This is a genomic window from Paenibacillus sp. FSL R7-277 (assembly GCF_000517965.1).
GTDB classification, from domain to species: domain Bacteria; phylum Bacillota; class Bacilli; order Paenibacillales; family Paenibacillaceae; genus Paenibacillus_AQ; species Paenibacillus_AQ silagei.
Genome location: NZ_ASPX01000009.1, coordinates 20,589 through 47,469 on the forward strand (window position 1 = coordinate 20,589; position 26,881 = coordinate 47,469).

24 protein-coding genes and 1 riboswitch are annotated in these 26,881 nt (G+C 54.3%); of the genes, 7 read left to right on the forward strand and 17 right to left on the reverse strand.

The window, feature by feature from the left end; genetic code table 11:
• Positions 1–54: 54 nt before the first annotated feature.
• From C173_RS04095 to C173_RS04135, 9 genes are all read right to left on the reverse strand, one after another.
• A complete protein-coding gene (locus tag C173_RS04095) occupies positions 55–447 on the reverse strand; it encodes a DUF350 domain-containing protein (protein WP_036722734.1) in 393 nt (130 codons plus the stop codon).
• A complete protein-coding gene (locus C173_RS04100) occupies positions 444–1,097 on the reverse strand; it encodes a hypothetical protein (protein ID WP_036722736.1) in 654 nt (217 codons plus the stop codon). The genes C173_RS04095 and C173_RS04100 overlap by 4 nt, the downstream gene beginning before the upstream one ends.
• Positions 1,084–2,307 carry a glutathionylspermidine synthase family protein gene (locus C173_RS04105; protein WP_036722738.1) on the reverse strand — a complete coding sequence of 408 codons (1,224 nt, stop codon included), beginning with the start codon at positions 2,305–2,307 and terminating at the stop codon, positions 1,084–1,086. The genes C173_RS04100 and C173_RS04105 overlap by 14 nt, the downstream gene beginning before the upstream one ends.
• A complete protein-coding gene (locus C173_RS04110) occupies positions 2,304–2,987 on the reverse strand; it encodes a hypothetical protein (RefSeq protein WP_036722739.1) in 684 nt (227 codons plus the stop codon). The genes C173_RS04105 and C173_RS04110 overlap by 4 nt, the downstream gene beginning before the upstream one ends.
• A 29-nt stretch (positions 2,988–3,016) precedes the next feature.
• Entirely contained in the window at positions 3,017–3,235 is a 219-nt protein-coding gene (locus tag C173_RS04115) for a hypothetical protein (RefSeq protein WP_036691939.1), read from the reverse strand.
• A 146-nt stretch (positions 3,236–3,381) separates the two neighbouring features.
• Complete coding sequence (locus C173_RS04120) at positions 3,382–4,518, reverse strand: response regulator (RefSeq protein WP_036722741.1); 1,137 nt, start codon at positions 4,516–4,518, stop codon at positions 3,382–3,384.
• Between the two features lie 43 nt (positions 4,519–4,561).
• Entirely contained in the window at positions 4,562–7,633 is a 3,072-nt protein-coding gene (locus C173_RS04125; RefSeq protein ID WP_036722742.1) for an ATP-binding protein, read from the reverse strand.
• Between the two features lie 137 nt (positions 7,634–7,770).
• Positions 7,771–9,069 carry a nucleobase:cation symporter-2 family protein gene (locus tag C173_RS04130; protein ID WP_036722743.1) on the reverse strand — a complete coding sequence of 433 codons (1,299 nt, stop codon included), beginning with the start codon at positions 9,067–9,069 and terminating at the stop codon, positions 7,771–7,773.
• Positions 9,063–9,668: a xanthine phosphoribosyltransferase gene (locus tag C173_RS04135; RefSeq protein ID WP_036722745.1), complete on the reverse strand. Its 606-nt coding sequence runs from the start codon at positions 9,666–9,668 to the stop codon at positions 9,063–9,065. Before C173_RS04135 ends, C173_RS04130 begins: the two co-directional genes overlap by 7 nt.
• Positions 9,669–9,851: 183 nt before the next feature.
• A riboswitch (purine riboswitch) is annotated at positions 9,852–9,955 on the reverse strand.
• Positions 9,956–10,260: 305 nt separating this feature from the next.
• Between C173_RS04135 and C173_RS04140 the strand changes: the two genes are divergently transcribed.
• The 4 genes from C173_RS04140 (at position 10,261) to C173_RS04155 (ending at position 16,464) form a co-directional block, all read left to right on the forward strand.
• Positions 10,261–13,806 (forward strand): response regulator, encoded by a 3,546-nt coding sequence (locus C173_RS04140; RefSeq protein WP_235191762.1) that lies wholly within the window; start codon positions 10,261–10,263, stop codon positions 13,804–13,806.
• A gap of 8 nt (positions 13,807–13,814) precedes the next feature.
• Positions 13,815–14,990, forward strand: coding sequence for an ATP-binding response regulator (locus C173_RS04145; RefSeq protein WP_036722748.1), 1,176 nt, complete (start codon positions 13,815–13,817; stop codon positions 14,988–14,990).
• Positions 14,991–15,136: 146 nt separating this feature from the next.
• Complete coding sequence (locus C173_RS04150; protein ID WP_036722750.1) at positions 15,137–15,997, forward strand: helix-turn-helix domain-containing protein; 861 nt, start codon at positions 15,137–15,139, stop codon at positions 15,995–15,997.
• A gap of 80 nt (positions 15,998–16,077) precedes the next feature.
• Positions 16,078–16,464, forward strand: coding sequence for a VOC family protein (locus tag C173_RS04155; protein WP_036722752.1), 387 nt, complete (start codon positions 16,078–16,080; stop codon positions 16,462–16,464).
• 64 nt (positions 16,465–16,528) lie between these two features.
• Here C173_RS04155 and C173_RS04160 read toward each other — a convergent pair whose 3' ends face one another.
• The 3 genes from C173_RS04160 to C173_RS04170 all read right to left on the reverse strand — a co-directional run bounded on the left by C173_RS04160 (position 16,529) and on the right by C173_RS04170 (position 19,768).
• Positions 16,529–17,455: an AEC family transporter gene (locus C173_RS04160; RefSeq protein WP_036722754.1), complete on the reverse strand. Its 927-nt coding sequence runs from the start codon at positions 17,453–17,455 to the stop codon at positions 16,529–16,531.
• 247 nt (positions 17,456–17,702) lie between these two features.
• Entirely contained in the window at positions 17,703–18,185 is a 483-nt protein-coding gene (gene greA / locus C173_RS04165; RefSeq protein ID WP_036691918.1) for a transcription elongation factor GreA, read from the reverse strand.
• A 116-nt stretch (positions 18,186–18,301) separates the two neighbouring features.
• Positions 18,302–19,768 (reverse strand): MDR family MFS transporter, encoded by a 1,467-nt coding sequence (locus C173_RS04170; RefSeq protein WP_036722755.1) that lies wholly within the window; start codon positions 19,766–19,768, stop codon positions 18,302–18,304.
• 225 nt (positions 19,769–19,993) lie between these two features.
• Here C173_RS04170 and C173_RS04175 point away from each other — a divergent pair, with 225 nt between their 5' ends.
• From C173_RS04175 to C173_RS04185, 3 genes are all read left to right on the forward strand, one after another.
• Positions 19,994–20,425 (forward strand): MarR family winged helix-turn-helix transcriptional regulator, encoded by a 432-nt coding sequence (locus C173_RS04175; protein ID WP_036722756.1) that lies wholly within the window; start codon positions 19,994–19,996, stop codon positions 20,423–20,425.
• Positions 20,426–20,521: 96 nt separating this feature from the next.
• On the forward strand, positions 20,522–21,691 hold the full coding sequence (locus tag C173_RS04180) for an ATP-grasp domain-containing protein (RefSeq protein ID WP_036722758.1): 1,170 nt from the start codon (positions 20,522–20,524) through the stop codon (positions 21,689–21,691).
• 13 nt (positions 21,692–21,704) lie between these two features.
• Positions 21,705–22,457, forward strand: coding sequence for an esterase family protein (locus C173_RS04185; RefSeq protein ID WP_036722761.1), 753 nt, complete (start codon positions 21,705–21,707; stop codon positions 22,455–22,457).
• Positions 22,458–22,558: 101 nt separating this feature from the next.
• On the opposite strand, the gene C173_RS04190 is transcribed toward C173_RS04185, so the two are convergent.
• From C173_RS04190 to C173_RS04210, 5 genes are all read right to left on the reverse strand, one after another.
• The gene (locus C173_RS04190; protein ID WP_036722763.1) at positions 22,559–22,846 is read right to left on the reverse strand and encodes a DUF6509 family protein; all 288 of its coding nucleotides are present in this window, start codon (positions 22,844–22,846) and stop codon (positions 22,559–22,561) included.
• A gap of 33 nt (positions 22,847–22,879) precedes the next feature.
• Complete coding sequence (rlmN, locus tag C173_RS04195) at positions 22,880–23,968, reverse strand: 23S rRNA (adenine(2503)-C(2))-methyltransferase RlmN (protein ID WP_036722765.1); 1,089 nt, start codon at positions 23,966–23,968, stop codon at positions 22,880–22,882.
• 192 nt (positions 23,969–24,160) lie between these two features.
• Positions 24,161–24,517 carry a nucleotide excision repair endonuclease gene (locus tag C173_RS04200; protein WP_036722768.1) on the reverse strand — a complete coding sequence of 119 codons (357 nt, stop codon included), beginning with the start codon at positions 24,515–24,517 and terminating at the stop codon, positions 24,161–24,163.
• Positions 24,518–24,728: 211 nt separating this feature from the next.
• Positions 24,729–25,916, reverse strand: a complete 1,188-nt coding sequence (locus C173_RS04205; RefSeq protein ID WP_051477812.1) for a nitric oxide synthase oxygenase — start codon at positions 25,914–25,916, stop codon at positions 24,729–24,731.
• Between the two features lie 47 nt (positions 25,917–25,963).
• Positions 25,964–26,812 carry an EcsC family protein gene (locus tag C173_RS04210; protein WP_081751003.1) on the reverse strand — a complete coding sequence of 283 codons (849 nt, stop codon included), beginning with the start codon at positions 26,810–26,812 and terminating at the stop codon, positions 25,964–25,966.
• Between the last annotated feature and the right edge of the window lie 69 nt (positions 26,813–26,881).

Genomic DNA, 26,881 nt, shown 5'->3' on the forward strand with positions numbered 1-26,881 from the left:
TGCGCCGAGTCCCTTGCGGGGCACAGCCGCCGCCCGCCTGCCAATCGAGTCTACCTAAATAATCAGACTGCTGACCGCGAAGGCCGTCCCGATGAACACCATGCAGAGCATGACGCCGACCGCAACATTTCCCTTCTCCAGCTGCTCTGAAATCCGGAAGCCGGGCGTGAACAGCTCGAAGATCCAGTAAGAAGCGATCAGGCAGACATACCCCACAGCGAACCAGAGCATCATGAACCAGATGGAGGTATTGGTGTAAGCGGCCACGCCTAGAATTACCGCCGTAGCCAGGAACTTGCCGCCGAACGCCAGGCCTACCGCAATATTTCCCTTTTTCAGCTCCTCCATATCCTTGAATGGAGTCATGAGCGCGAAGATCACCATACCCAGCACCTGAAGCAGAACAATGGTCAGAATACTAACCACCAGATTAATTACGATCGTCATTTAGCCCACCCCCGAAATTTCGCATAGGCCGAATCATAGTCGGCGAAATCATGTACTTCCTCCAGCACCACTGAGACTTTCTTCTGCTTCTCCAGCGCGGTATAGCGCTTGTCGTCAATCGGCTGCTTGATCCGGTTGCCGGAAGGCAGCTCCAGCACTGCGAAATTTCTGGTCTTGCTCTGGTATTCCGTCTTGTACACCCCAACCAGGTCCACATCCGTTGTGATGGATACCTTAAGATTAGCCAGATCCTCCGTGGCCGCCTTCTGGTCGGCGTAAGACTTAAGCGTCGTCCAGGCGGACAGCTTGATCTCATTCTTCTGGTCAGCGTCCGTTATCAGCTCGGCGTCCACGAACTGGAGCGTCCAGACGGTGTCGCCTGTAGCATAATTCCCGTCGTTCGGGAGCAGCTCATTATCCGGCAATATAGTCATATCGCTGCCGACCAGATCGCCAACCTTGCCCTCCACCACCCGGTAATCCCAGGGTACACGCGATACGCTATCCGACGTATCAGTGCCGGTATGAAATACACTGCCGCTGTTCGCTGAGCATGCACTCAGCACCATAACCGCCAGCAGCAGCACTGTAGTCAGCAGGGTGCCCCGGGCTCTGCGCCCGGCAGCATGCCCCTCTCTATCCTTGAACATCTTCAAGCCCCCTCACTCCTAGCGCGATAAAATGACTGGCATTGCCTGTAATCGGCCCCCCGGCCCGGCCAAGCAGCCCGCAGGGCGTTCCGTTAATGACGAACATGCCGGTCAGCAGGTGCAGCTCACCCTCCGCCGTCATGATCCGGGCCATTTCGGCCCTTTTCTGATAGACCACGGGGAAGAGCTGGCTGCTGTCGTAGCCCTCCTCGTCCTCGATCTCAAGCGCGCCGCTGTCATCAAAGATCCGTACCGATCCGCCTTCGCGGCCGAATACAGATTTGGATACAAAGCTCTCTGAGAACACCGCCTTATTGTACGTCGGCAGGATGTACCGGGAGATTGCCTCGCGTTCCGGCTCCGTGAACAGCAGGCCAAGCTCATACATTCCCCAGACAGCGGCCATCAGCCCCTTGGACTGGAGGATGATGCTATGCGGTCCGTTGAACAGCTGGAGCTTCCCGCTCTCAATGGCGTAGGCCAGAGCCTCGCCGCCTTCATCTACGGCCATCCACTCCTTCGGATACAGCGCGAACATCCGCTCTATGATCCGGTTCTCTCCGTCCTTGACCACACCCTCATCAATCGACAAATCCAGGCAATCAACACAGCGGACATCCAGTCCGCTATGCGCGGCCAGAGCCTCAATCGTTCCGCTGTCCTCCTCATGGCTGCCATAATCCACACAGGCTACCGTGTCGGGGCGCTCCACGCTCCAGGCTGCGGCAAGCTGCTGCTTCATGGCCGCATTCGCGCTTCCGACGCCTGCTTCCGCGCAGATCCACGGCGTAGCAATGGATGCTTCCACATAGCCGGTCGGAGTATCCGCATTCAGCTCCAGCAGCTTGATCGTACCATCCCCTGCCACGGCAAAATCGAACCTGGCATACCGGCTGATCAGTCCCGGCTCCGGCAATGGGCAGTCATCCAGCATCTGCCACAGCACCGGAGGAATCCCCAGGAGATCGTACAGATCATGTCTGAGATGGACATAACGCACGGCCTTATCCAGAATCGCCCAGAGCGCGGCGGCGGCTTCCTTCAATTCCTGATAGGTCTCCCTGCGCATCACAGCCACCGCATCCAGCCAGTATTCCTCGTCCTCCAGATCGGCCCAGGTGAAGCCCAGCTCATGCAGCCGCTCAACACGTGGAGCACGCTCCAGACCAGACTGGTCTATATACTCGAATGCCTGCTCCGCCCGGATCATCCGCCGAACCCGCTCTTGCCGGAGCGCACCGAGCTTTTGCCGGAGCTTTTAGAGCCGGATTTGGATTTGCTCGAACCCAGCCCGCTGGAGGTGCCGCCGATACCACCCGATTTGGAAGAGGTATTCCTTCTGGTAATGGAGCCGGTGGATGAAGTTGAGGTCTTCGGCTTCACCACCGAGCCGGCCACCGGCTTGTTCTGGAATCGTCCGCTATTATAGGAGGGCGGCTTATAGGTATTGCGTGTACCTCCATAATAAGTAGGCCGGTCATTGTACCAGCCTCTGGAAGAGTAGAACGAACCGCTATTGAAAAGCATGTGGTACAGAAGCACATCATCCCAGCCGAACCCTGAGTTATACCCGCCGTAGTTGTTAATTACTGTCGTGCCGCCGGAGGTTACAGCCCCCTGCCCTTCCTGGACCTTCTCTTCCTGGTCTTCCGGATATGGAATACTCCAGTCTACATTCTTGTCGAAATATTGCTTAACCTCCTCGGTAGACCAGGAGACCAGCTTAGGCTCCTCGCCGCCTGTGCCGCTTGCGCCTGCGCCTCCCGGAATGAATAAAGCGTTAGCCAGCAGCGCAATGCCGAGCGAGGTGGATAATACGCGGACCGGTTTGCCGTCCGGCGTGAACAGCCTGCTGATCGCGGGTTCTTTAGCACTTTCGTCTTTTGCCAACTTGGGACCTCCTTTCCTGGTATTCATCCTTAACCTTCCGTACGCATGGGAACCAGCAGAAGCTCTAGCTTCCCTTCATCCACATTTAGTCTTCCCTCTACCGCCTCGAACTCACGTCCGCCAACGACAATATAATTGACATGCTCCAGTGCTGTAACCATATTCATGCTCCAGACGCGCTCTTCAATCATTTGCAGGTCGCCTTCAGGCAGCTTCTCGAACAGGATGACCTTCAACCCGTTATCCATTCCCACTCCATCTCCTCTTGAATATTCGTATGCTTCTGATACGCTGTCATTACGCTTTCGTTTCAACTCCCGCAGCCTTGAATATGTATACCACAGCATATAAATAATAATGACAACAAGCAGTTTTGCAGTGGCCGGCTACGGGCTTACAATACCTTCTGGACCCAGCTGTCCATGACCTGGTCAGGGCGGATGCCCAGCTCATTCTCCAGGAGCTCCTTGTATTTATCGTAGTGTGTCCTGAATCCGATGAAATCCCCCAGGTCGGCGTAACTTCGCAGAATCAGCCTGCAGAGCTGGTCGGAATAAGGATCGGCTGCCTGCAGATCTAACAGCCTCTCCAGTGCCAGCCGGGGCCGCCCGGAAGACAGCTCATATTCGGCGGAATGCAGCGCCATGCGGATATACCGGACCTGCAGCTCCTTGCGCCGGATCTCTGCCCAGTCGTAATGATGCTCCTGCAGGTAGTCTCCACGGTACAGCTTCAGTATCTTTTCCCGGCGCAGCCATTCCTCTTCTGACTCCACAGGCGTACCGGCATAGCCCAGCTCGAACTCCTCCACATCCAGCAGCACCTGCTCCTTGGTCAGCCTGTACCGCTCCTGCGAGAATTCGACGAGCACCTCCATATTCCAAGCCTTCAGCAGCTTGCGGATATGGTATACCGTGGTATGCAGGTTCGTTACGGCCTTCTCGGGCTTGAAATCAGGCCAGACGAGATCCACAATGGTGTCCTTGAGTATCCACTGGCCGCGGTTATGCAGCAGCAGGGCGAAGACCTCCTGCGCCTTGCTTGTTCTCCACTGCATTTTGCGCCCCGGCTCCGTGCTGTCTGTGAATTCAAGCCGGTGAAAGCAGAGGATTGACAGCTCCTTGACAGGCGCCGCAGACGCCGGTGTAGGCGGCATCTTCACTTCAGCGCTCTCCTTGCCGACTTCCAGCCGCTCAAGGGTCTTGCTTAACCGCTGGGAGGTCACCGGCTTCAGCAAATAATCCGCTGCATTGAGTTCAAAGGCTTCGATCGCATACTCGCTGTATGCGGTAATATAGACAATCCGGGTGTTCCGGTCCATACCGGCAATGTATTCACCTGCTTCCAGCCCGTTCATCTCCGGCATCCCGATATCCAGGAATACAATATCGGCCTTCTCCCGTTCCAGATGCGCAAGTCCCAGGCGTGCCGAGGTGAATTTCCCGGTGATTGTAAGACGCCCATCCTTCAGGAGCATACGCTCCAGATGCTGCAGCGCCGGCTTCTCATCGTCAATCAATATGGCCTTCATCAGTCGGACTCACCTCCTCTTCGTTCGTAGTTCTCAAATGCCTTTAGGTGGGGATGGTATATGATATAGCGGTTCCCCTTCCCGGTACACTGTCGATATTCAGGCCTGCTCCGTACATCTTGAGCAGACGGTGCTGAATATTGCGCAGCCCTATGCCCCCCTCTGTCCGCTCTTCCGAGAGGACCTCCGCAATCTTCTCCGGAGTCATTCCTACACCGTCATCCGTGACTGCTACCTTGAGGCAGCCGGGCAGCAGCTCAACTGTCAGCCGTACCGTCCCTCCGGCCTCCTTCTGCATCAGGCCATGATTAACGGCATTCTCCACAATCGGCTGGATGCTCAGTGGCGGAACCATCGCCATCACATCCTCCGGCACATCGAACTCGATGTTCAGCCGTTCATCGAACCGTGCCTGCTCCAGCGCAAGATAGGATTTGACGAGGCCCAGCTCCTTCTCCATAGAAACCGTCTGTCCCCGGTTCTGGAAGTCGAAGCTGCTCCGCAGGTATTGGCTGAGGTCCAGCAGCAGCTCCGTGGCCTTGTCCGGGTCCTCCGGACAGACCGAGATAATGGCATTCAGCGCATTATATAAGAAATGCGGCTTAATCTGCGCCTGCAGGAAGGCAATCTCCGACTGGACGGATACCCGGATCGACTTGCGCATATCCAGCAGGGTCTGCATCCGTGCCTTGAATTCGCGCACTTCCACCGGCTTGCTCAGATAATCATTCGCTCCGGCCTCGAAGGCTGCGAGGATATCATCAGGACGGCTGCTCGCCATCAGCACCAGAATCGGCAGCTCGGATAAGGTGAACCGTTCACGGATGGCCTTGCATAACAGAAGCCCGGGCATTTCCGGCATTACCCAGTCGGCAATCACCAGATCAAGCTCAGGATGCTGCTGGATGATCTGGATCGCCTCAGCCCCGCTGCTGGCGGTAATCACAGAATGGTTATCCAGCTGCAATACGCCTACCAGCACGCGGAGGTTAACGGGATCATTATCCACTACCAGAATGGAGCAGCAGTCTTCAGACGGCAGCTGCACAGGTTCTTCTCCGGGAAGCGGGTACGAAGGCGCTGTCTCCCAGCCGTGAAGCTCTCCGAATTCCTCCTCCAGCAGTGCATTACTCCTCTGCAGGATCGGCTGGGTGAAGCAGAAGACGGAGCCTTGCCCCAGTTCGGAATGTACCTCAATCTCCCCGCCCGTCAGTTCTACCAGCCTCTGGGTAATGCTGAGGCCAAGCCCGTTCTCACGGTAGACCTTACTGGCGGCAGGACCGCTTGGATCATTGGCATCGAAAATCGTACGCAGACGCTCAGGCGCGATACCCTGGCCAGTGTCTGTTATGATGATGGCAACATACTCTTCTTTAACCTCAGCAGACAGCGTTATCACGCCTCTGGGCGTATAATTCACTGCACTCGCGAGTAAATTATGCAGAATCTGAGCGAACCGCTGCTCATCCGTCTCCAGTAGCGGAAGCTGCTCCGGCAGACTCAGCTGGAATTCCAGCTGGCTGTTGCCGTAGACCTGACGGGTGACCGCCATAATGGAGGAAGCTGCCATGCGGAGATCGACGGCCTGCCGGCGCAGGAAGAGCGAGCCGTGATTCAGCTTCGCGAAGTCCGACATATCATGGATCAGGGCTGTAAGCCGCTTGCCCGTGGAGACAATCGTGAGCAGCTGATCCTGCTGGGCAGCGCTGATGGAGCCGGCCGTCCCCTGAGCCAGCACCTTGGCCATGTTGACAATCCCCTGCAGCGGCCTCCGCAGCTCCTGCGAGGTATCAGAGATGAAGTCATCCTTCAAGCCGTCAAGCGACAAAAGGCGGCGTGAGAGCTGTTCCACTTCGCGGAAGGAAGCTGCGTATTGCCGGGTCATAAGGATCGCCTGCACGAACCCGAACAGGAGTATCTCGTAGGAGATGATGAAATAGCTGAAGGTCATGCCCATGAAGCTGACCAGATAATAGATAATGACCACGCTCAGGCTCTCGATACTGACCATCATCAGGAACATATTCTTGGGATTTCGCCGGGTGCCCTGGACCATGGAGTAGAGCACGAAGCCCAGGCTCACCGAGCCCCAGGTCAGCAGCAGCACCTCCAGATAGCTGAACAGATAGGCCGGGACGAAGACAGCAATCAGCAGCAGGAATGCCGTAACCAGCCTGGAGGCCTTAATCATCCCAATGGACATCGGGTAGTTCACTGAATTGGCGACATAGTGCAGCAGATAATAATAGACCAGTGTAGAGGACGCAAGCTGCAGCTTGAGTACAATCTCGTAAGGGAAGCCGGGCAGCGCTGCCAGGATGAGCTTTTCGCCATGCGTAAAAATGTAGACAAAGGCCGCTATGCAGAACAAGCCCAGATACAGTGTGACCCCCCGGCTCTCCCTTACCTTGGAGAACATCAGCAGGAAGAGGGCTAGCACGAAGAATCCGATCAGTGCAGCCCCGTCTACAAACAGGGCAAATTCCCTGTGCTTCAAAATAGCGGCCTGATTACCGATCACAATCGGCTGAACGATCCCGCCTGAGGAGTAGCTGTAGTTAGCTACCTGCACAATAATCTCCATGGTATCCCCGGTTACCGAGGCGAATCCCATAAAAGGCATGTTATTCTGTCTGCCCTCAGAGGCCGAGGCTGCCGGGGTTCCGCTGCTTCCAATCTCCTGCCCGTTCAGATAGACCTTGCCGGCACTGCGGATGTTGCTGGTGCGCAGGCCGTAGACCATGGCTTCCCCTGGGGTAATCTTCGCCTGGAGGCGGTATGTAGCATAGCCTTTGGCTCTGCGCCCGCCCTGTTCAGAGATATCGTCGTTCCACTTCCCTGGGACCTGAATCATCGTAGAGGCGGCGGGGACCTCCTTACCAGCGTTCACCGGATGGAAATCCTCAGGCGACAGCAGCACATCCCGGTACAGCTCCCACTCTCCATCCAGCTTCATAATCCCGTCGTGGCGGGCGTCCCAGGAGCGAAGGTCAATCACACCCTGCACCGCCTGCGGCCTGTCTCCCTTAATCTGATGTGTCTGGAGGACCGAGAGCAGCGGAACGATCAACACCAGCACCAGACTGCCGAGAATGCTCAGCCAATACTTTCTCATGTCCTCTGCCAGTCCCTTCTAGTTGTCATTGTATAAATTATACAACAGGCTCCGTTCATATGAAGCAAAAAAAAGCCGAGTTCCATTTATTTCGGAATCGGCTGTTCATCTTATTAGAGCTACGCGGATGGAATATTTTACTTCGTTTCCGGAGCGGCTGCGGCAGGAACCGCACTCTCCTGGGTCTTCGACAAGAAGATATTCAGAATGATCGCTGTCAGCGACCCGGACACGATTCCGTTCTGCAGCAGCATCCGAGCGAATTCCGGCAGCTGGTCGAACATGGACGGAAGCACTGCAGAGCCGAGGCCCACCGCGATGCTGCAGGCAGCGATCAGCAGATTGCCGTCCTTGCGCAGATCCACATCGGACAGAATCGACATGCCGGAAGCAGCGACCGAGCCGAACATGACAATCATCGCCCCGCCCAGCACCGCATTCGGCACCACTGTAGTCAGTGCCGCCAGCTTAGGCAGCAGACCAAGTACGATCATAATTCCGCCTGCTGCAAAAATAACATTCCGCGTCTTCACCCGCGTTAGCGACAGTAAGCCGACATTCTGGGAGAATGCGGTGTACGGGAAGGCATTGAACAGGCCGCCCAGCATGATGGCCAGTCCCTCAGAACGCAGGCCGTTCACGATCTGCTTCTGCTCCACCTGCTGGTCCGTCGCCTTACCAACGGCAAAATAGACCCCGGTCGATTCGACCATAGACACGATATTCACGATAATCATTGTGAAGATTGCGGTGATGCTGAACTGCGGCCAGCCGAAGTAGAACGGCTGTGCAACGCTGACCCAGGAGGCTGTGGTCACGGTAGAGAAATGCACGATGCCCATGCCATAGCCGATTACTGTACCCACTACAAGTCCTACCAGCACCGATACGGAACGCAGGAACCCTGTAGTCAGCCGGTTCACGGCCAGAATAACGAGCAGAGTAATCAGAGCCAGCAGCAGATTGCGGGGCTGCCCGAAGTCGGCGCTTCCCTGGCCGCCGGCCACATTATTCATCGCAACAGGAATCAGCGACAGCCCGATAATTGTGACTACCGAGCCGGTGACCACGGTCGGGAAGAACTTCAGCAGCTTCCCGTACACCGGGGCTGCCAGCACCACGAACAACCCGGAGATAATGATCGCGCCGTAAGCTGTCGCCAGATTGGAGCCTGAAGCGATGGCGATAATCGGGCTGACCGCCGTGAAGGTACAGCCGAGCACCACCGGCAGCCCGCTCCCGAAATATTTGCTGCCCATAATCTGCAGCAGGGTCGCCAGCCCGCAGGTGAACAGATCCGCTGCTATCAGATACGCCATCTGCGTACCGTTCAAATTGAGTGCTCCCCCGACAACCAGCGGTACAATGACCGCTCCGGCATACATCGCCAGTACATGCTGAAGCCCTAGGGCCAGTATCTTCTGTTTGCTTAACATCCTGCACGCTCCTTGATTAATCCTTCATTATCTATGAAATGAATCTCACCCGGCGACATGGAAGCAATCCGTGCCAGGGAATACACCGGAACTCCGCGCTGCTCCAGCAGACCGCGTCCCTCCTGGAAGCTCTTCTCAATGACACAGCCGACCCCGGCCAGCTGCGCCCCGGACTCTGCTACGATATCGCATAGCCCTACAAGCGCCGCGCCGGTAGCCAGGAAATCGTCAACGATCAATACGGTATCGTCCGGCCCGAGATATTTCTGTGAGATGCTGATCTGGTAGTCCTCTTGACGGGTGAAGGAGTGAACCGGTGCCGAATACACCGCTTCGGACAAGGTGACTGCCTTCTTCTTCTTGGCATAGATGAACGGCACGCCCAGCGCAATTCCCGCCGCCATGGCGAACTGGATGCCGCTGGCCTCCACAGTCAGCACCTTGGTGATCTGCCGGTCCCCGAAGACCGCTGCAAATTCCTTCCCGATCGCAAGCGTCAGCGCCGTGTCTACCTGATGGTTCAGAAATGAGTCCACTTTCAGTACAGTCTCCGATAGAATTAAGCCCTCTTGTCTAATGCGTTCTTCCAATACTTTCATTACAGCGGATCTTCCTCCTTAGAAATAAAAAAGACAGATAAAATAAAAAGGACAGATTCCCTGAGTGTTTCTCTCAAGTGAATCTGTCCTTCTGGGTTTTTGTCCCTTGGTGGTGTAACACATATACGTGTCCGCATCGCTTGGACCAGTCTTTCCCGTGCCGCAGTACAAGAAACGGAACCCTAGATGCGCTATTTCACTCATAGTCGGATAATTACAGTGGCTATCCGGTAGAAACTTATGGGCCATATTCCCAAGATTATATGAGTTATATGAAATCTGTTATAAGAAATCTAATATGAAGCATGTCTGTTATCTTACACGCTCTACCCGCTGCTTACAAGCAAAATTTTAAGTAAATTGCGGTGATTTCAAAGTTTTCATGAAACCTCCTGCAAAAGCGGGCCCGCCTCCGGGAAGCCTTGTAAATTTTAGGTTTAAGGTGTTTTCTTCATGTCTTCTATATCACTGAAGCTCCATAAAAGCTATAATTATATAGCTAAACATTCTAACTGAACAAAGGCGGCGAACAATGAGAATAAAACAACAGGTTTGGTTAGCAACTTCAGCTACTATACTGCTGTTAGGCAGTATGATTACTATATCTTTCCTCTTTATGGAGGGAGGCTCGCGCCTGCTTGCAGCAGGATTAGGCGCAGGCGGCATTCTGGTCAGTATTGGACTTCTTTACAGTATCGGACGGAATGTTGACCGCGGCCTGAAGCAGATCAAGGAGATCTCGCAGGATATCGCCGCAGACCGTCTCAACCCTGCGGCGGCGGCTACTGTGCGGACGGATGAATTCGGGCAGCTGGCCGCTTCCTTTTTCAGGCTGGCGGCTGACCTTCACCATAGAACCGCCGATGAGCGCGAGCTGCGGCTTAGAGCCGAAGAACAGGCCTGGATTAATACCCAGGTATCTGAGATGGCGCTGCTGCTTCAAGGCTCTGTCCAGCTGAGGACGGCCTCGCGTGTGTTCATCGGCAGGCTGGCTACCGCTGTCGGCGGAAGCTACGGGGCGGTCTATCTGAAGCAGGGCGGTCAGCTGAACTTCGCGGCCGGCTATGCCTTCGATGATTCCGCCGGACAGCAGGAGTCCATACCACTGGGCAGCGGCCTGGTCGGACAATGCGCACTCGATGGGCAGATGATTGTTCTGCAGGATCTTCCAGAGCATTATATCAAGGTCCGTTCCAGTCTGGGGGAGGCTGCGCCTGCCTCACTGATTATAGTTCCTATTAAGCATGAGCAGGAAATTGTTGCTGTCATGGAGCTGGCGGCACTACGCCCGTTCAGCTCCAAGGAGATGCAGCTGATTGAACGCACCGGACAGAATATGGGCGTGCTGATTAATACACTGGCGGATGTCGCCCGGATCGAAGATCTGTTGAGTGAGACTCAGCTGCAGAAGGATGAACTGGAAGCCCAGACGGAAGAACTGACCGCCCAGACCCAGGAACTGGAAGCCCAGACCGAAGAGCTGATGGCCCAGACAGAGGAGCTGCGCCTGCAGACCGACCAGTTACAGGACCAGAAGACTGAACTGGAGGCGCAGTCCGAGAGCCTGCTGACCTCCAATGAACAGCTTCAGACACAAATGAAGCTCACAGAGGCCCAGAAGGACGAGATTGAAGCCCAGACGGAGGAACTGCGGCAGCAGACGGAAGAGCTGCATGCCTCCAACCTGGAATTGCAGAATCAGATGGAGATCTCCCGCCGGCAAACCATGGAGATCAAGGCCCAGGCCGACGAGATCTCTGCGGCAAACCGCGATATGCAGAAGCAGCTTCAAATCACCGAAATGCAAAAGTCCGAGATCGCAGATCAGGCCGAGGAGCTGCAAGCCCAGACGAGTGAATTGCTGGAGCAGAAGGAGCAGCTTCAGGCCCAGACAGAAGAGCTTCAGTCTCAGACGGAGGAGCTTCAGGCCCAGACCGATACATTGCAAACTCAGGCCGATGAACTGCTGATCCAGAAGGAGGAGCTGGCTGCCTCCCATGATCAGCTGCTGCTTCAAGTCGAGCTTACTGAGAAGCAGAAGGAGGAGATCCAGGCACAGGCGCAGGAGATCTTCATGGCCGCGCAGTACAAATCGGAATTCCTGGCCAATGTCTCCCATGAGCTGCGCACGCCGCTGAACAGCCTGCTGATCCTCTCGCAGATTCTTGCCGAGAACAAGGACGGCAATCTGGAAGCGAAGCAGCTGGAATACGTTCATACGATCTTCTCGGCAGGCAAGGATCTCCTGCAGCTGATCGATGAGATTCTCGATCTGGCGAAGCTGGAGGTCGGCAAAATGACCCCTGTCATCGAGCCGGTCTCCCCACAGGATCTCAGCAATCATGTCTTCCGCCACTTCGAACAGCAGGCCAAGAAGAAGAACCTGCGGTTCGATGTCCATTCCGACAACCGGCTGCCGGATTATCTGATGACCGACGGTCACAGATTGCAGCAGGTCTTGAATAATCTGTTATCCAACGCCATCAAATTCACACCGGAGCAAGGCTCCGTCTCCCTGTCGATCCGCACCAGCGGCGAAGAGGCCATCTTCGCCGTCAGTGATACCGGTATCGGCATTGCCGCTTCCAAGCTGGAGAGCATCTTCGAAGCGTTCCAGCAGGCAGACGGCACCACCAGCCGCAAATACGGCGGCACCGGTCTGGGCCTCACGATCTGCCGGGAGCTGGCAACCCTCCTCGGAGGAAGAATTGAGGTGGATTCCGTGGAAGGCAAGGGCAGCACCTTCTCCCTCATTATTCCCGCTGTGGAACCGGGAGAGGATGCCCAGACCCTTGCTGCCGCAGCCTATTCAGCAGCAGCCTCTCCGGAGATTCCAGCTTCCGAGCCTATCCGCCGTGAGAATCCTGCCTTCCGCGAGTCCTTCGTGCCCGACATTTCCATCTCTAATCCGAAGCTGCTGCAGTATGCGGAAATGGATGATGACCGCAGCAATTTGCTAAGCGGGGATATTACCCTGCTGATTATCGAGGAGGACGCCGAATTCGCCGCCCGGCTGCTGGAGCTGGCGCGCAGCCGGGGCTTCAAGGCCATCGTCGCCTTCCAGGGCGATCAGGGGCTTGCCCTGGCCCATGCCTACAAGCCTGATGCAATCCTGCTGGATCTGCATCTTCCCGTTCTGGACGGCTGGTCCATTATCAGCCGCCTGAAGAGCCGGCCGGAGCTGCGGCATATCCCTGTGCATGTGATTTCAACAGCCGAGGAGAACCAACAGAGCCTGTCGATGGGCGCTTTATCCTTCTGGAAGAAGCCGAATGATTATGCAGAGCTGGAAGCAGCCTTTCTCCAGATTGAGACTTATATCCGCCGTCCGGTGAAGAGTCTGCTGATTGTCGAAGACAACAAGGTTCTGCGCGGCAGTCTTGTCGAATTCATCGCCCATCCCGATGTGAACATTATTGCAGTGGGCACCGGAAGAGAAGCGATGGAGCATCTGGCCAGCCATCATTTTGACTGTATGGTGCTGGACCTGGGTCTCTCGGATATTTCCGGCTTCGACCTGCTGGAGCAGGTCAAGACCAACCGCAAGCTGCAGACCCTGCCGGTGATTATTTATACAGGCAAGGATCTCAGCAAGACAGATGAGCAGCGCCTTAAGCACTACGCCGAGAGTATTGTGATCAAGAACGTGCGTTCAATGGAACGTCTCTATGACGATACGGCCCTCTACCTCCACCGCAAGCATGCAGACCTGCCTTTGGATAAGCAGCGCCTGATCGAGAACCTGCATAATCCGGAGTCCGCTTTTGCCGGGAAAAGCATTCTGCTTGTGGATGATGATATGCGTAACATTTTTGCGTTATCCAGTGTGCTGGAAGGTTATAATATGGAGATCAGCTTTGCCCAGAATGGCAGAGAAGCCCTGGAGCATCTGGAGACCCACCCGGGCGTAGAGCTGATATTCATGGATATTATGATGCCGGAGATGGATGGTTACGAGACGATGAAGCATATCCGGCTAAATCCAGACTATGATCAGATCGTCATTATTGCGCTGACCGCCCGCGCCTTGGAGGAAGACCGGGTCAAATGCCTCGAAGCTGGGGCGAGCGATTATATATCCAAACCGATTAATACCACACAGCTGGTGAGAGTGCTGAAATTATGGTTGATTCAATAGGAGGCAGCATGGAGTATCCGATTAATATTTTGGTTGTAGATGACCGGGCAGACGAGTTCCTGTCCATTCAGGCATTGCTGGCCGATTCACCCTACCGGCTGGTTCAAGCCCTCTCGGGCATGGATGCTCTGAAATGTCTGCTGGAGCAGGAATTCGCCCTGATCATTATGGATGTGCTCATGCCTGGCATGAACGGATTTGAAACGGCGAAACGGATTAAGATGCGTCAGAAGTCACGGGATATCCCTATTATTTTCTTAACCTCGCTGACCTCGGAGCTGGAGAACTATATGTTGGCTTACTCGGCCGGGGCCATTGACTATCTGACCAAGCCGTTCCATCCGACCGTGTTAAAAAGCAAGATTGACGGCTTCGTCCGTCTCTACCAGACCCGCAAGGAGCTGCAGCTCAAAACGCAGGAGCTGGAGAAGGCCAACGGCATCCTGACCGAGCTGAAGGAGACGGCCGAGTTGGCGTTACGGATCAAGAGCGGCTTCCTTGCCATGATGAGCCATGAGATCCGCACCCCGCTGAACGGGATTATTGCCATGTCGGATGTGCTTCGTTCCTCCGAGCTGTCCGCTGACGACCAGGAGATGGCCGAAATCATTCATACCAGCGGTCACGCGCTTGTCTCTGTCATTACGCACATCCTGGACTTCACCAAGATCGAATCCGGTAAAATGGAGCTGGATTACGAGCTCTTCAATCTTCACTCCTGCATCAAAGAAACGGTCGATCTGTTCAGGGCTCTGGCGAAAGAACGCAGCCTGACCCTGGAGACCTCTATTGATTCTGACATTCCTGCCCTGCTTATCGGTGACCCCAACCGTCTGCGCCAGGTACTGAATAACCTGATCGGCAATGCCATCAAGTTCACGATCACCGGCGGCGTCAAAGTGCATGTCCATCTCCGGCAGGCTAGGGATAAGCTGCTGGAGCTGGAATTCATTATTGAAGATACCGGCATTGGCATTCCAGCGGATAAGATGAACTATCTGTTCCAGCCGTTCACCCAGATCGGAGCCACCATCAACCGCAAGTTCGGCGGAACCGGCCTCGGGCTGTCCATCTGCAAAATGCTGGTCGACCTCATGGGCGGAACGATCTATGCCAAGCCGGGTCTAGTGGGCGGAGCTACCTTCATCTTCACCATCCAGGTCGCTGAAGGCCAGCCGGATTGAGGGTTCAGCCTATTGTTCAGCATGAAGCAGCCTCACTGTATACAAGAAGCTCCCCCTTCAGATCATGAAGAGGGAGCTTCTTTGTTATTGCTGTGGACTATTGTAGAATGGAATGAACCAACTGTGGAAGGGGATGAACTCTATAGATGGGAACCTCCAGATTCCCTTTGTTCCAACGGAACTTCGTGCTGCAAGCGCGAAGTACAACTCATCATTGGGAAGGCACCGGCCCCCTTTCCTTAAAGACATTTCGGAATGGCCGAGCCTATTACAAAACAAAACTCGGCCATTATGCTGTTGAGCGAGAGGGCTACCTCCTGCTAAATGAAGGGGAGCAGTACGCTATAGCTATTGAGTCAGAAACCGAAGTCGACTCTTTTTGTGTATTTTTCAAGAATGGCTTTGCTGAAGAGATTCATAGAGCCGTTCATCTAGGAATAGAGAAGTCCTTAGACGATCCATTTTCAGAAACAACGCACCCGTTGCAATTTTACACCAAGTCATACCGCAATAGTCATCTGATAACTCCGCTTATCGAGAGCTTTAAGCACTCCTTACCTGTACTCGGCAGCGAGAATCTCTGGGTCGATGAACAGTATCAAAATCTAATTCAAGCACTGCTTAACGTCCATCAGAAGATGGCTCAAGAAATTAATACCGTCCCCGGCACGCGCCCGGCCACCAGGGAGGAGCTGTTCCGGCGGTTGACCGTAGCATACGAGTACTTACATGCGTATTACAGTCAAAACGTGTCCCTTGAAGAAGTCTCAAAAATCGCGTGTCTCTCTAAAAACCATCTCATCCGCAACTTCCGCCACTTTTTCAAAAGAACGCCACACCAGTTCATCCTCGAAAAAAGGATACTTGAAGCGCAGCGTCTCCTTGCTCAAACGGAAAGCAGTGTAACCGAGATTAGCCTAAGTGTTGGCTTCGACAATGTCTCTTCCTTCAATAAGGTTTTTAAACAAAGAACGGGACTCTCACCCCGGATGTTTAGAAAAAAGTGATTTTGGAAAAGTAACGATTCATCCGCACATGTTACATTTACTGCGTGGAACATACAATATAACAAGGGAGCGATATTCACATGAATTCAGAATTTCAAATCAAAGGCATTGGGCAAATATCCATTCGTGTACATGACATTGAAGCTGCCACCCGGTTCTATCAAGATACTCTAGGACTAAACCTGTTATTTCAGATCCCAAACATGACCTTCCTGGAGTGTAACGGAATTCAGATGGTCTTGAGTATTGCTGAAGACCCGCGGTTCGATCATCCCAGCTCGGTGTTCTATTTCAAGGTTGACGATATTCACGCATCGTACGAAACGTTAGCCGGGCGGAATGTGCATTTCCTGGACAAGCCGCATAAAGTGGCTGAGATGGGTCAAACCGCAACCTGGATGACGTTCTTTCAGGACCCCGATCAGAATGTACATGCACTGATGAGTGAAGTACCTGTGTCTAAATAATTACTTCCAGGGGGGCACTATTGCCCCTCTATTCGGTTATTCGCATACATTCGGCCCGCGCACCCTATCCCCCCACCACCGCAATCAGCACCGGCAGGACCAGGAAGGAGGCCAGCGTCGTCCAGACGATACAGCGTGAGACCAGCGCAGGCGAGCTGCCGAAGCGTTCAGCCAGGACAACGGAATTGACAGCCACCGGCATGGAAGCCAGGATCAGCAGCACCGAGAACAGGGTGCCTGTGATGTTCAGGGCGAGCAGCACCAGCGCGGCCAGCAGCGGAGCCAGTACCAGCCGGACGGTCAGCCCCGTCCAGAAGGCCAGCTGCACATTGCGCTCCGTGTGCGCGGCTCTGACCTTCACCATCTGTGCGCCGAGAATCGCCAGCACAACTGGCGAATACGCACCGGCGACCATTGACACTCCCGAAGCCAGCTCATGCGGCATATGCAGGCCAAGCGCCCGCAGCAGCAGTGCCAGAATGGCGGCGTAGATGGCCGGCAGCGAGAAGACTGACTTCAACGCGCTGCGCACGGAGAACTGTGACCGGGCGGCAAAATACACGCCGATCGTATTCACGATCACCATCTGGGCGATGACATAGACTGATGCCTTGTCCAGGCCCAGCTGGCCGAAGGCCAGCAGCACCAGCGGCAGGCCATAATTGACGCTGTTCGTAAAGGTGGAGATGAGCGTAAGACCGGCGGCCTCCGGCGGAGCCAGCTTCAGCATTTTACCGATTAGGGTCGCCACACCCCACAGCAGAAACAGGTTCATGAGCGAGAAGGCCAGTGTCTTATAGACATCATCGAAGGAGATATCCGCCGTAGCCAGCGTGTCCAGAATAATAGCCGGACTGAGAAAATACAGGTACAGCGTCAGCAGAGGCTTCGTATCGAGCTGCTTATACCGTCCAAGCAGCGCTCCGGCGGCCACCGGAATGGACAGCGGTACGATGACCTCAACAAGTGTCGTGAGTACATTCTGAATCACAAGCCAGGACTCCTCTATGTAGTAGTTATTTTCTACTATAACCCTCCTTGGCAGGGAGCGTCTAAGACAAGGAAGCAATATCCTTGATAGCAATTGCCTATGACTCCCGCCGCGTGCAGACAAAATACTCCCACAAAGTGGAGCTTTAGCGTAGGTGTTGACTCAGGTACTTTGCGGGGACCCCAAAACATAAAAAAATCCCGCACCCTTAAATTAAGGGCCACGGGATTCCGGTTAGGTCTTCCTTTTACAGCATTTTGATCTCAAGCAGCTCGTATTTGATGATCCCCATCGGGGCATTGACGCTGATGATATCGCCTACCTTTTTGCCGATCAGCTCTTTGCCGAGCGGGCTCTCGTAGGAAATCTTGTTGTCCAGCACATCGGCTTCCGCCGGGCCAACCACTCTATATTCAATCTTCTCCGAGTACTCCACATCGTTGAGGATAACGATGCAGCCTACGCTGACTGTACTCAGATCCATATTGCTGGCATCCACGATCTGCGCCTTGATCAGCATCTTCTCCAGAATCATAATGCGGGTCTCCATGAAGGATTGATCCTCCTTGGCGGAGTGGTATTCGCTGTTCTCCTTCAGATCGCCGTAGCTGATCGCCAGCTTAAGCCGGGCTGCAAGCTCCTTGCGCCCTGCTCCCTTCAGTTCCCTCAGCTCTTCCTCCAGCTTAGCCAAGCCTTCTTTGGTCAAAAATACTTCGTCATTATTAGACATGTATACAACTCCTATTATTTGCTCACTTTATAGTATTCTAACTCATAATCGCCCAACATGCGAAGAGAAAGCGCTATAACGCATTATTAAAGAGTATTTACGGCAGAGTCCCGGCTTCAAGCCTCTGCCTGCGGAGCAGGGGCCGCTGCAGGCTTGCCGCTGCCGCTTCTCAGGAGAAAGGTCAGCGGAATAGCCAGCAGCCCCACTGCCGTAGCGATTAGGAAAATATCCTGCACGCCCATCGTCATCCCCTGCGCCTTCAACAGAGAACCGGCTGCCCGGGCTGGCCCATCCGCCAGCTCCTGCTGGTGGGCCAGCGATCTGGAAGCGAGCAGCGAGCTGAATACGGCAATGGATAAGGCACCTGTAGCCTGGCGGACCCAGTTGGTCACGGAGGAGGCGTGGCCGGTGATGGCCCTTGGCACCGCCGACATTCCGGCATTGGTCACCGGCATGAAGGCCAGCGCAATGCCGACATTGCGCACCGCCATAAGCACCGCGACACGGGTATGGGTCACGGCCAGCGTGATGTGGGCAAGCTCCCAGGTTGAAGCGCTCAGCAGCAGAATGCCGCCCAGGATCAGCCAGAACGGTCCGATCCGGGAGTACAGCTTGCCGACCACCGGTGACAGTACAGCCATCACGATAGAGCCTGGCAACAGCACCAGCGCGGTCTTCAGCGGGGTAGACTGCTGGATATCCTGCAGGAAGACCGGGATCAGAAAGGTCCCCGAGTATAACGCAACGGTAATAACACAGTTGATGATCAGGCTGTAGGTGAACCGGCTCTGCCGGAATACCTTCAGATTCAGCAGCGGCTCCTGGATCGACAGCTCCCTGCGGATGAAATACGTTAAGGCCGCCGCCCCAACCAGCAGCAAGGTCAGGGTATTCCATGACGTCCAGCCCCAGGCGCCCCCTTTATTGAACGCCAGAATAATGAAGGCGCTGCTTAGAATGACTGTGACAAAGCCCGGCAGATCAAAGCTTCTGCTCCCGGTGTTCTGCCGCTGGAAGGGCAGGCACTTGAGAGCTACGCCAATGGCAATCAGGCCAATCGGCAGATTGATTACGAACAGCGATTTCCAGCCGAAATATCCGGTCAGCCAGCCGCCGAGTGTCGGGCCGAAGGCAGGCGCCAGCATCGAGGACAGGCTCCAGAGACTCATAGCGAAGGCCTGCTTTTCTTTGTCAATAAACTGATAAATCATCGTCATGGTGGTAGGGATGATCAGACCGCCGAATATCCCTTGGATAATGCGGAAGGTAATCAGTGAATGAATATTCCAGGCCACCGTACACAGTGCCGAGAACAAGGTGAAGCCCGACAGGGCGAATACGTACAGAACCTTATAGCTCCATTTATCCCCGAAATATCCCACCACAGGCGCAATGACGCCGGTAGCCAGCAGATAGCCGGTAATCATCCACTGTACGGTGCTGATCCCGGCGTGGAAGTCCTTCAGGAAGACCGGGAACGCTACGTTAATGGTGGTTGTACTGAGAATAGCCATGAAATTGCCGAAAAAGATGGCCAGAATAATCAGCCAGAATGATGAATGTTTTGCCGCCGGACTGCTCAAGGGCGCTCTCTCCTCTATTTTGCGGTTCACCCCAATATAGGTGTATGATACAATTAATTTAATATATGTGTATTATACAACTATATGTTTGAAAGTCAATGTGACTTATTTCATGATTCTTTCATAACAAGGCGGCAATATCCGGTGACTTAGCATAAGGCCGGTGTTATCACTTATACTAGGGAGACATATGACAAAGTAACCGGTAAAGGACGGAATCTAACTATGGCTGATAAACAGAAGGATAAGCACCTCGAAGCTCTGAACCAGGAGCTGATCACGCTGATCCGCCTCGGCTCGCTGGATAAGAAGCATGGCGGGCTGGACCGCTCCTCGTATACCCTGCTCCACCATCTGTCGATACACGACAAGGTAGGCGTTAAGGCGCTTGCCGAACAATTCGGCCTCGACACCTCTACCATCAGCAGGCAGACAAGTGTCCTGGAGGCGAAGAACTATGTGGAACGGGTGCCTGATCCGCAGGATGGGCGCTCCAGCTATTTTCAGCTTACTGCGCTTGGTGCACAGACCTTCGCCGAGGCCCGGGACATCCGGCTTGCGCGCTACGGGGAGATCTTCGGGGATTGGTCCCCGGAGGACTGCGGACTCTTCAGCGGGCTGCTCGCCCGGCTCAACCGCACCCTGCAGCCAAAATAGCACCAAGAGGATTGACGGATGCTGGCGAAGCTGGTAGATTGAATTAATCATACAAAACAACTCGGAATTATATTTTAGCCAAAGGGGCCGGTCTGCATGAACTTTATTTTCTTTTCCCCGCATTTCCCTAAGAACAGCGCTGAATTCTGTACACATCTGCGGGAGCAGGGAGCCACGGTGCTTGGGATTGGCGATGCAGCCTATGACCAGCTGGAGGACAAGCTGAAATCGGCATTGACCGAGTACTACAGGGTAAGCAACCTCGAGAGCTACGAGGAGATTCTGCGGGCTGTCGGTTATTTCACCCATAAGTACGGCAAGATTGACCGCTTCGAGTCGCTGAATGAATACTGGCTGGAGCAGGATGCCGCGATCCGTACGGACTTCAACATCTACGGCACTAAGTCGGATTTCGTCCATAATCTGAAGCAGAAGTCCAAGATGAAGGAATTTTTCCGCAAAAGCGGGGTAAGCACCGTCCAGTTCTCCACCGGCACAACGCGTGAGAGCGTCGAGAGCTTCATCCAGAGCGCCGGCTTCCCGCTGGTGGTGAAGCCCGATCTCGGCTCCGGGGCCAGTAACACGTATAAGATCAATAACGAAGAGGAGCTCCAGCACTTTTTTGACACGAAGCCGGAGGATGTAGCCTTCATTATTGAGGAATTCATAGACGGGGTCATCCTCACCTATGACGGGCTGGTGGACAGGGACGGGAATGTACGCTTCGCGGTCAGCCACCTGTTCGAGAACAGTGTGATGGATGTCGTCAATACGGACAATCACCTCTACTACTTCTGTCTGCGGGAGATCAGTCCAGAGGTCGAGGAGGCGGGCCGGAGCATTTTGCAGGCTTTTGACATCCGGGAACGGTTCTTCCATATCGAGCTGTTCAAATCGCACAAGGATGGCCGGATCATTGCCCTGGAAGTAAATATGCGCCCGCCCGGCGCTTGGATGACTGATGCGATTAACTTCGCCTATGATGTGAATGTGTATAAGGAATGGGCCAGCATGGTTGTGCATAATGAGGTCGGCGGTCCATACGAAGGAAAATATTATACCGGCTATGCCAGCCGCAAGAATCATAAGCATTACGCTCACAGCCATGAGGACATCTACCATGCATTCGGAGGGAAGATCGTCAATTATGACGAGATTGAAGAGGTCTTCAGCAGAGCAATGGGCAACCGCGCTTATCAGTTCCGTTCACCCGAGCTTTCGGAGGTCAGAGACATTAGAGGCTATATTCAACAAGAAGAGGGATAGGATGTGTTAACGGATGAGGATAAGCTACCATAAGGAGTACAGCCACAACCTGGGCAGAGACATGGAGTATAAAATTTACGGCCACGCCGGCAAACCGATGCTCGTCTTCCCCACCTCGCTTGGACGCTTTTATCAATATGAGGATTCGGGCATGATCGATACGCTCTCGTCCTTCATTGAAGCGGGCAAGCTGCAGATCTGGGCCTGCGACAGTCTGGACGAGGAGACCTTCTTCTCCACTCACTGGAACAACGAGGACCGGATACACCGTCATGAGCAGTATGACAAATATATTGCGCACGAGCTGATTCCCGGCATCCTCCATGAGAGCAAGCACAACAACGGCGGGACCGACCAGCGCATTCTGATCTCCGGCTGCTCGATGGGTGCTTATTACAGCGCCAGCTTCTTTTTCCGTTATCCGCACTATTTCGATACCTTGATCGCCCTGAGCGGCGTCTACTCCACCTACTACTTCTTCGGCGACTATATGAGCGGGAACGTCTATCTTAATTCACCGCTGCATTACCTGCCGGGCCTGACGGATGAGCATTATCTGAACCAGTACCGCAACAGCAATATCATCCTCTGTGTCGGTCAAGGGGCGTATGAGGACGAGATGCTGCATGAGACCCGGCTGCTTCAGGAGGTGCTGGGGCAGAAGGACATTCCGGCCAGGATTGATTACTGGGGCCATGATGTCAGCCATGACTGGCCATGGTGGAACAAGCAGATTCATTATTATGTGGAAGGCTGCCTGGGATAGTGAAGCTGGGGCTTGAACGCGAATCTATTTGTAGATTTGCACAAAAAAAGGAACTGCTGAAATCAGCAGTTCCTTTTTCTTAAGACCGCTGCCGCCCTGTCCTATGCAGGAACATGCTCCGAACAGAATTGAAGCAGCGCGGCTTGCTCATCTTCTTCCATATCGAAATCGAGCAGCTGGCCTGACGAGGTCTCCAGCAGATCGTAGCTGACAATGCTTGTCTGCTCTTCTTCCACTTTGACAATCACGCGGGCGGACACGCCGTTCTCCACGTACAGCTCATCATCCTCGGGCACATCAATATTCACGACGAACTCATATCGCTTGCCGCTTAGGATATTAAATGGATCTCTTACGTTCTCCACGGTGTAGCTTGTAAATGTCAACAAGTTGCATTCCTCATTTCTTAATTCACTGCCAGATTATTGTAACACAGTATCTGCGGCTTTGCCTTTGGTCTTCTTAATCTGCTTGCTGCGCAGCTGTCCGCAGGCCGCATCAATATCGACGCCCTGCTCCAGCCGGGTGCTGACACTGACACCCTGCTTCTTCAGCGTATCGAAGAACGCACGCACCGACTCCCGACTGCTCCGCTGATATTGGCTATGCTCATCTACGGGATTATACGGAATCAGGTTGACGTTCGCCAGCTGGCGGCGGTCTCCGATCAACTCGGCCAGCTCCAGCGCATGCTCCTCGCGGTCATTGATATCCTTGAGCAGGATATACTCCAGCGTGATTCTCCGGTTCGTCTTCTCCAGATAGTAATCAATCGCCGGCATTAACTTCTCTATAGGAATCGCCCGGTTAATCTTCATAATCTGTGTCCGCAGCTCATTATTCGGGGCATGCAGCGAGATCGCCAGATTGACCTGCATATTGGCGTCGGCGAATTCTCTGATTTTGTCCGCCAGGCCGCTGGTGGATACGGTGATTCCTTTGCCTGCAATCGCCAGACCCTTGTGATCCTTGATGGTAATCAGGAAGTTCAGCAGATGCCGGAAGTTATCAAACGGCTCGCCGATCCCCATAACTACGACATGGGTGACCTTCTGGCCCAGACCAGCCTGATCCAGATAATGCTGGACCTTCATAATCTGCTCCACGATCTCGCCGCTGGTCAGGTCCCGGCTCTTCGCCAGCAGCCCGCTTGCACAGAAGCTGCACCCGATATTACAGCCGACCTGAGTGGTGACACATACGGACAAGCCGTACTTCTGCCGCATCATCACTGTCTCAATCAGGTTGCCGTCCTGGAGGCGGAAGAGGAACTTTACCGTACCGTCGGCCGATTCCTGCTTGACATGCTCTTCCATCGTCTGAAACACATAATGCTCTTCCAGCAGCTCTATGCATTCCTGATTCATTCCGTCCATCTCGGCGAAGCTGGTGATCCGCTTGCGGTACAGCCATTCCCAGACAGCAGCGGCCCGGGATTTCTTGTGGCCATGCTCCAGCAGCCATGCCGTCAATTGCTCCAAGGTCAATCCATAAATGGATTCTTTATTCATTTCATATCCTCTTTTCAAAACATTAAAGTTCAATCTATCTATTCTACCTTGACAGGGACATTAGCAGCAACAATACCTTATTGTCTCAAATTTCGTTTATTAAAACAAGAGGAAAACGCTGCGGAGTTGGGTGCTTGAAGCAGGAAAAATAAAAAGCGCAGTCCGCAGGGACCACGCCTTTTCCATCAAACCTTATTTATACAGAACCTTCTCGACATTGTACTTCGCGCGAAGCTTGTTCACGATGTAAGTCTCATAAATCTCTCTGTCCACCGGATCTTCGACGAGGCAGACTTCGATGCGGGTAACCTCATCACGGTGGGGCTTCATCACGGATACATTATCCTCGAAATGCTTCTTGATCCGCGGTCTTAGCTTGCGGGCCTTGCCCACAAACAACAGCTCGTCCTGATCATTGTAGAACATGAAGATGCCGCCGGCTTCGCGGGTAATCAGGTGGAAATCGGTGAATCCGTAAATATGGCTCAGCTCAGGGTTAGCTTGCTTGTAAATAATAACTTCCGGTGACGGAATGGTAATGCTGATCATTAAGCTTCACTTCCTCATTGGATATAGAAATAAATAGTATCACAGAATGGGTAACGTGACTATTTCTATCTTGCGCAAATTGGCCCATAGGTTACTTGCGCTTCGGCTTCAATTCCGGCATGTTCAGCGTAAGCGCCATATTGCACAGCATCGAATTAGCCAGAAAGGTGCTCACCTTCACCTCAGGATGCGCAAACCCGGCAGCTATTGATCAATCACTCTTCATGGACTGATGGAAAGGGCAGCCCTTCACTTCTGCAGCCTCAGCGCCATGCTGCTGAGAATCAGCCTCCTTCTTCCGGTAGACGAAGCGCGGGCTTAGCTGCAAATCGCGCAGCTTGTTGTCATTCCAGATCGGCGTGGAGGAAGGCGACATCGGCGGAATCAGCCAGCCCCACTTGCCTGACACTTCCCGACCCTGCTGCTGCTCCTGTTCCTGGAAGCGGACGAACTGGTCTGCGGCTGTATGATGATCCACAATACTGACCCCTGCCTGCTTGAAGGAATGGAGGACCGCCCGGTTCAGTTCCAGTAGGGCCCGGTCTTTCCACAGCGAGGTGTTCGTAGAGCGGTCCAGGCCCAGAAGATCAGCCACCGCAGGCAGGCGGTTGTAGCGGTCCGTATCGCCGAAATTCCGCGAGCCGATCTCCGTCTCCATGTACCAGCCGTTAAATGGCGCTGCCGGATAACGGATGCCGCCGATCTCCAGGCACATGTCCGAGACAATCGGAACGGAATACCAGCGCAGGCCCAGCTCCGTGAACTGCGGGATCTCCGGGTGGCTGAGCGGCACCTCCTGTACAAGTCCTGCCGGGATAGGGAAGCAGCGGGGTTCCTCCCCGCCGATGCTGATTACGAGCGGCAGAATGTCGAAATCCCCGCCCGTGCCCTGCCAGCCCAGCTTAAGGCAGACGGCGGTGAATTCATCCGAAGCCGGATCACCGGCACGCGGATGCTCACCGTCCCCGGGATAACCGGCATAGCGGATCAACTGATGATTCCAGATCCGGATAGCACGGCCTTGCTCCTCTTCACTGCGGAAGACGGTAATGACCGGCCGGATACGGCCACCGTTATTCGCATGCTTCATATGATGCAGCAGCGCCTCCGCGACCTCCTCTACCGTCTCTGCTCCGCGGGCGTCAATCACATCTAAGGAATGCCAGAACAGTCTTCCGATGCAGCGGCTGTTATGGCGCCAGGCCATCCTTGCCCCGTGCGCCAGCTCTTCCCCCGTATGCTTGTATGTACCTGTGTGTTGCACCTCTTCGCGTATGTCCGCCAGACGCAGGTCCCGTTCATCCTCTGTTAACCCCAGTTCCTGATAGCAGGCCGTAATGAAAGACTCCGCCTGCCCGATCAACTCCTGAGTGTTATGCTGTGGAGCTGTGTGTTTCATCTTCTCTCTCCTATCCAAGCGTTGCCTGCTACAGTACCCTCAGCGTATCATCTCTGTTCCAGCTCTGCCAGCCTGGAGATAATCCGTCTTTTGCGGTAGAGCATCCTTGCAGCCTCCGTGACCTCCTCCAACGTCTTCCTGTTGAGGTAAGCGCCGAAGAACATACCAGCGACAGGAACGGTCTGGAGCAGTTTTTTCCAACCCCAATTGTCGCGGTATACAGTCACTACCTCCTTCCAGCCCTGAATCCTTGATACGGTCTCCTGGGTCGCGGCGAGAATGTTGCCGTCCCCGCCTGCCTGCAGATTCAGCTCCTTCAGCAGCGTGCGCTTTCCGACCACATCGGAGGAGGCGAACTGCATCACCTTCACGGTGAAGATCCGCTCGGCCTTATCGGTCGGATCGTAGCCATAACACAAGCCGATCTCCTGAATCGCCTTCAAGGAGAGGCCCAGGACAGCCGGAATATCCGCAGCCAGTGTAAAAATCCCGCCGAAGCCGGTGGTCGCCCCCTGAGCCGTAGCCGTATTCCGGCTCCGCTCCGCGAGCTTCAGTGCCGCTGCATCCATGACAGCCAGCGGGAACGGCCCAGTAGAGGGAGCGCCCGCCGCCCGGCGTGTCTCTTCCATCAGCTTGCCCACCTTGCGCCCAGCCACCAGATAGTTGCCGCCGTTCTGGATGTAGCCGCCCAGTTCATCGAGCAGCCGGCCCACCTTATCGTGGATAACCTTTGGCGTAATTGCATCTAGCAGCTTGAACGGCAACCGGGTAATCCGGTCCCAGATCATCAGCCTATTCTGCTCTTTCTCCCACCTGGTAATTTCCTTAAGCGCAGCATGCAGCATCTCCGGTGTCTCCGGAGGACTCCATGAATCAGTGTTATCCGCTTCCGGCATAGATATGTACCTCCTCTGAATGGTCTCGTCATTACCTTATAACCTATTTCCCGGCAAATGATTGCACAA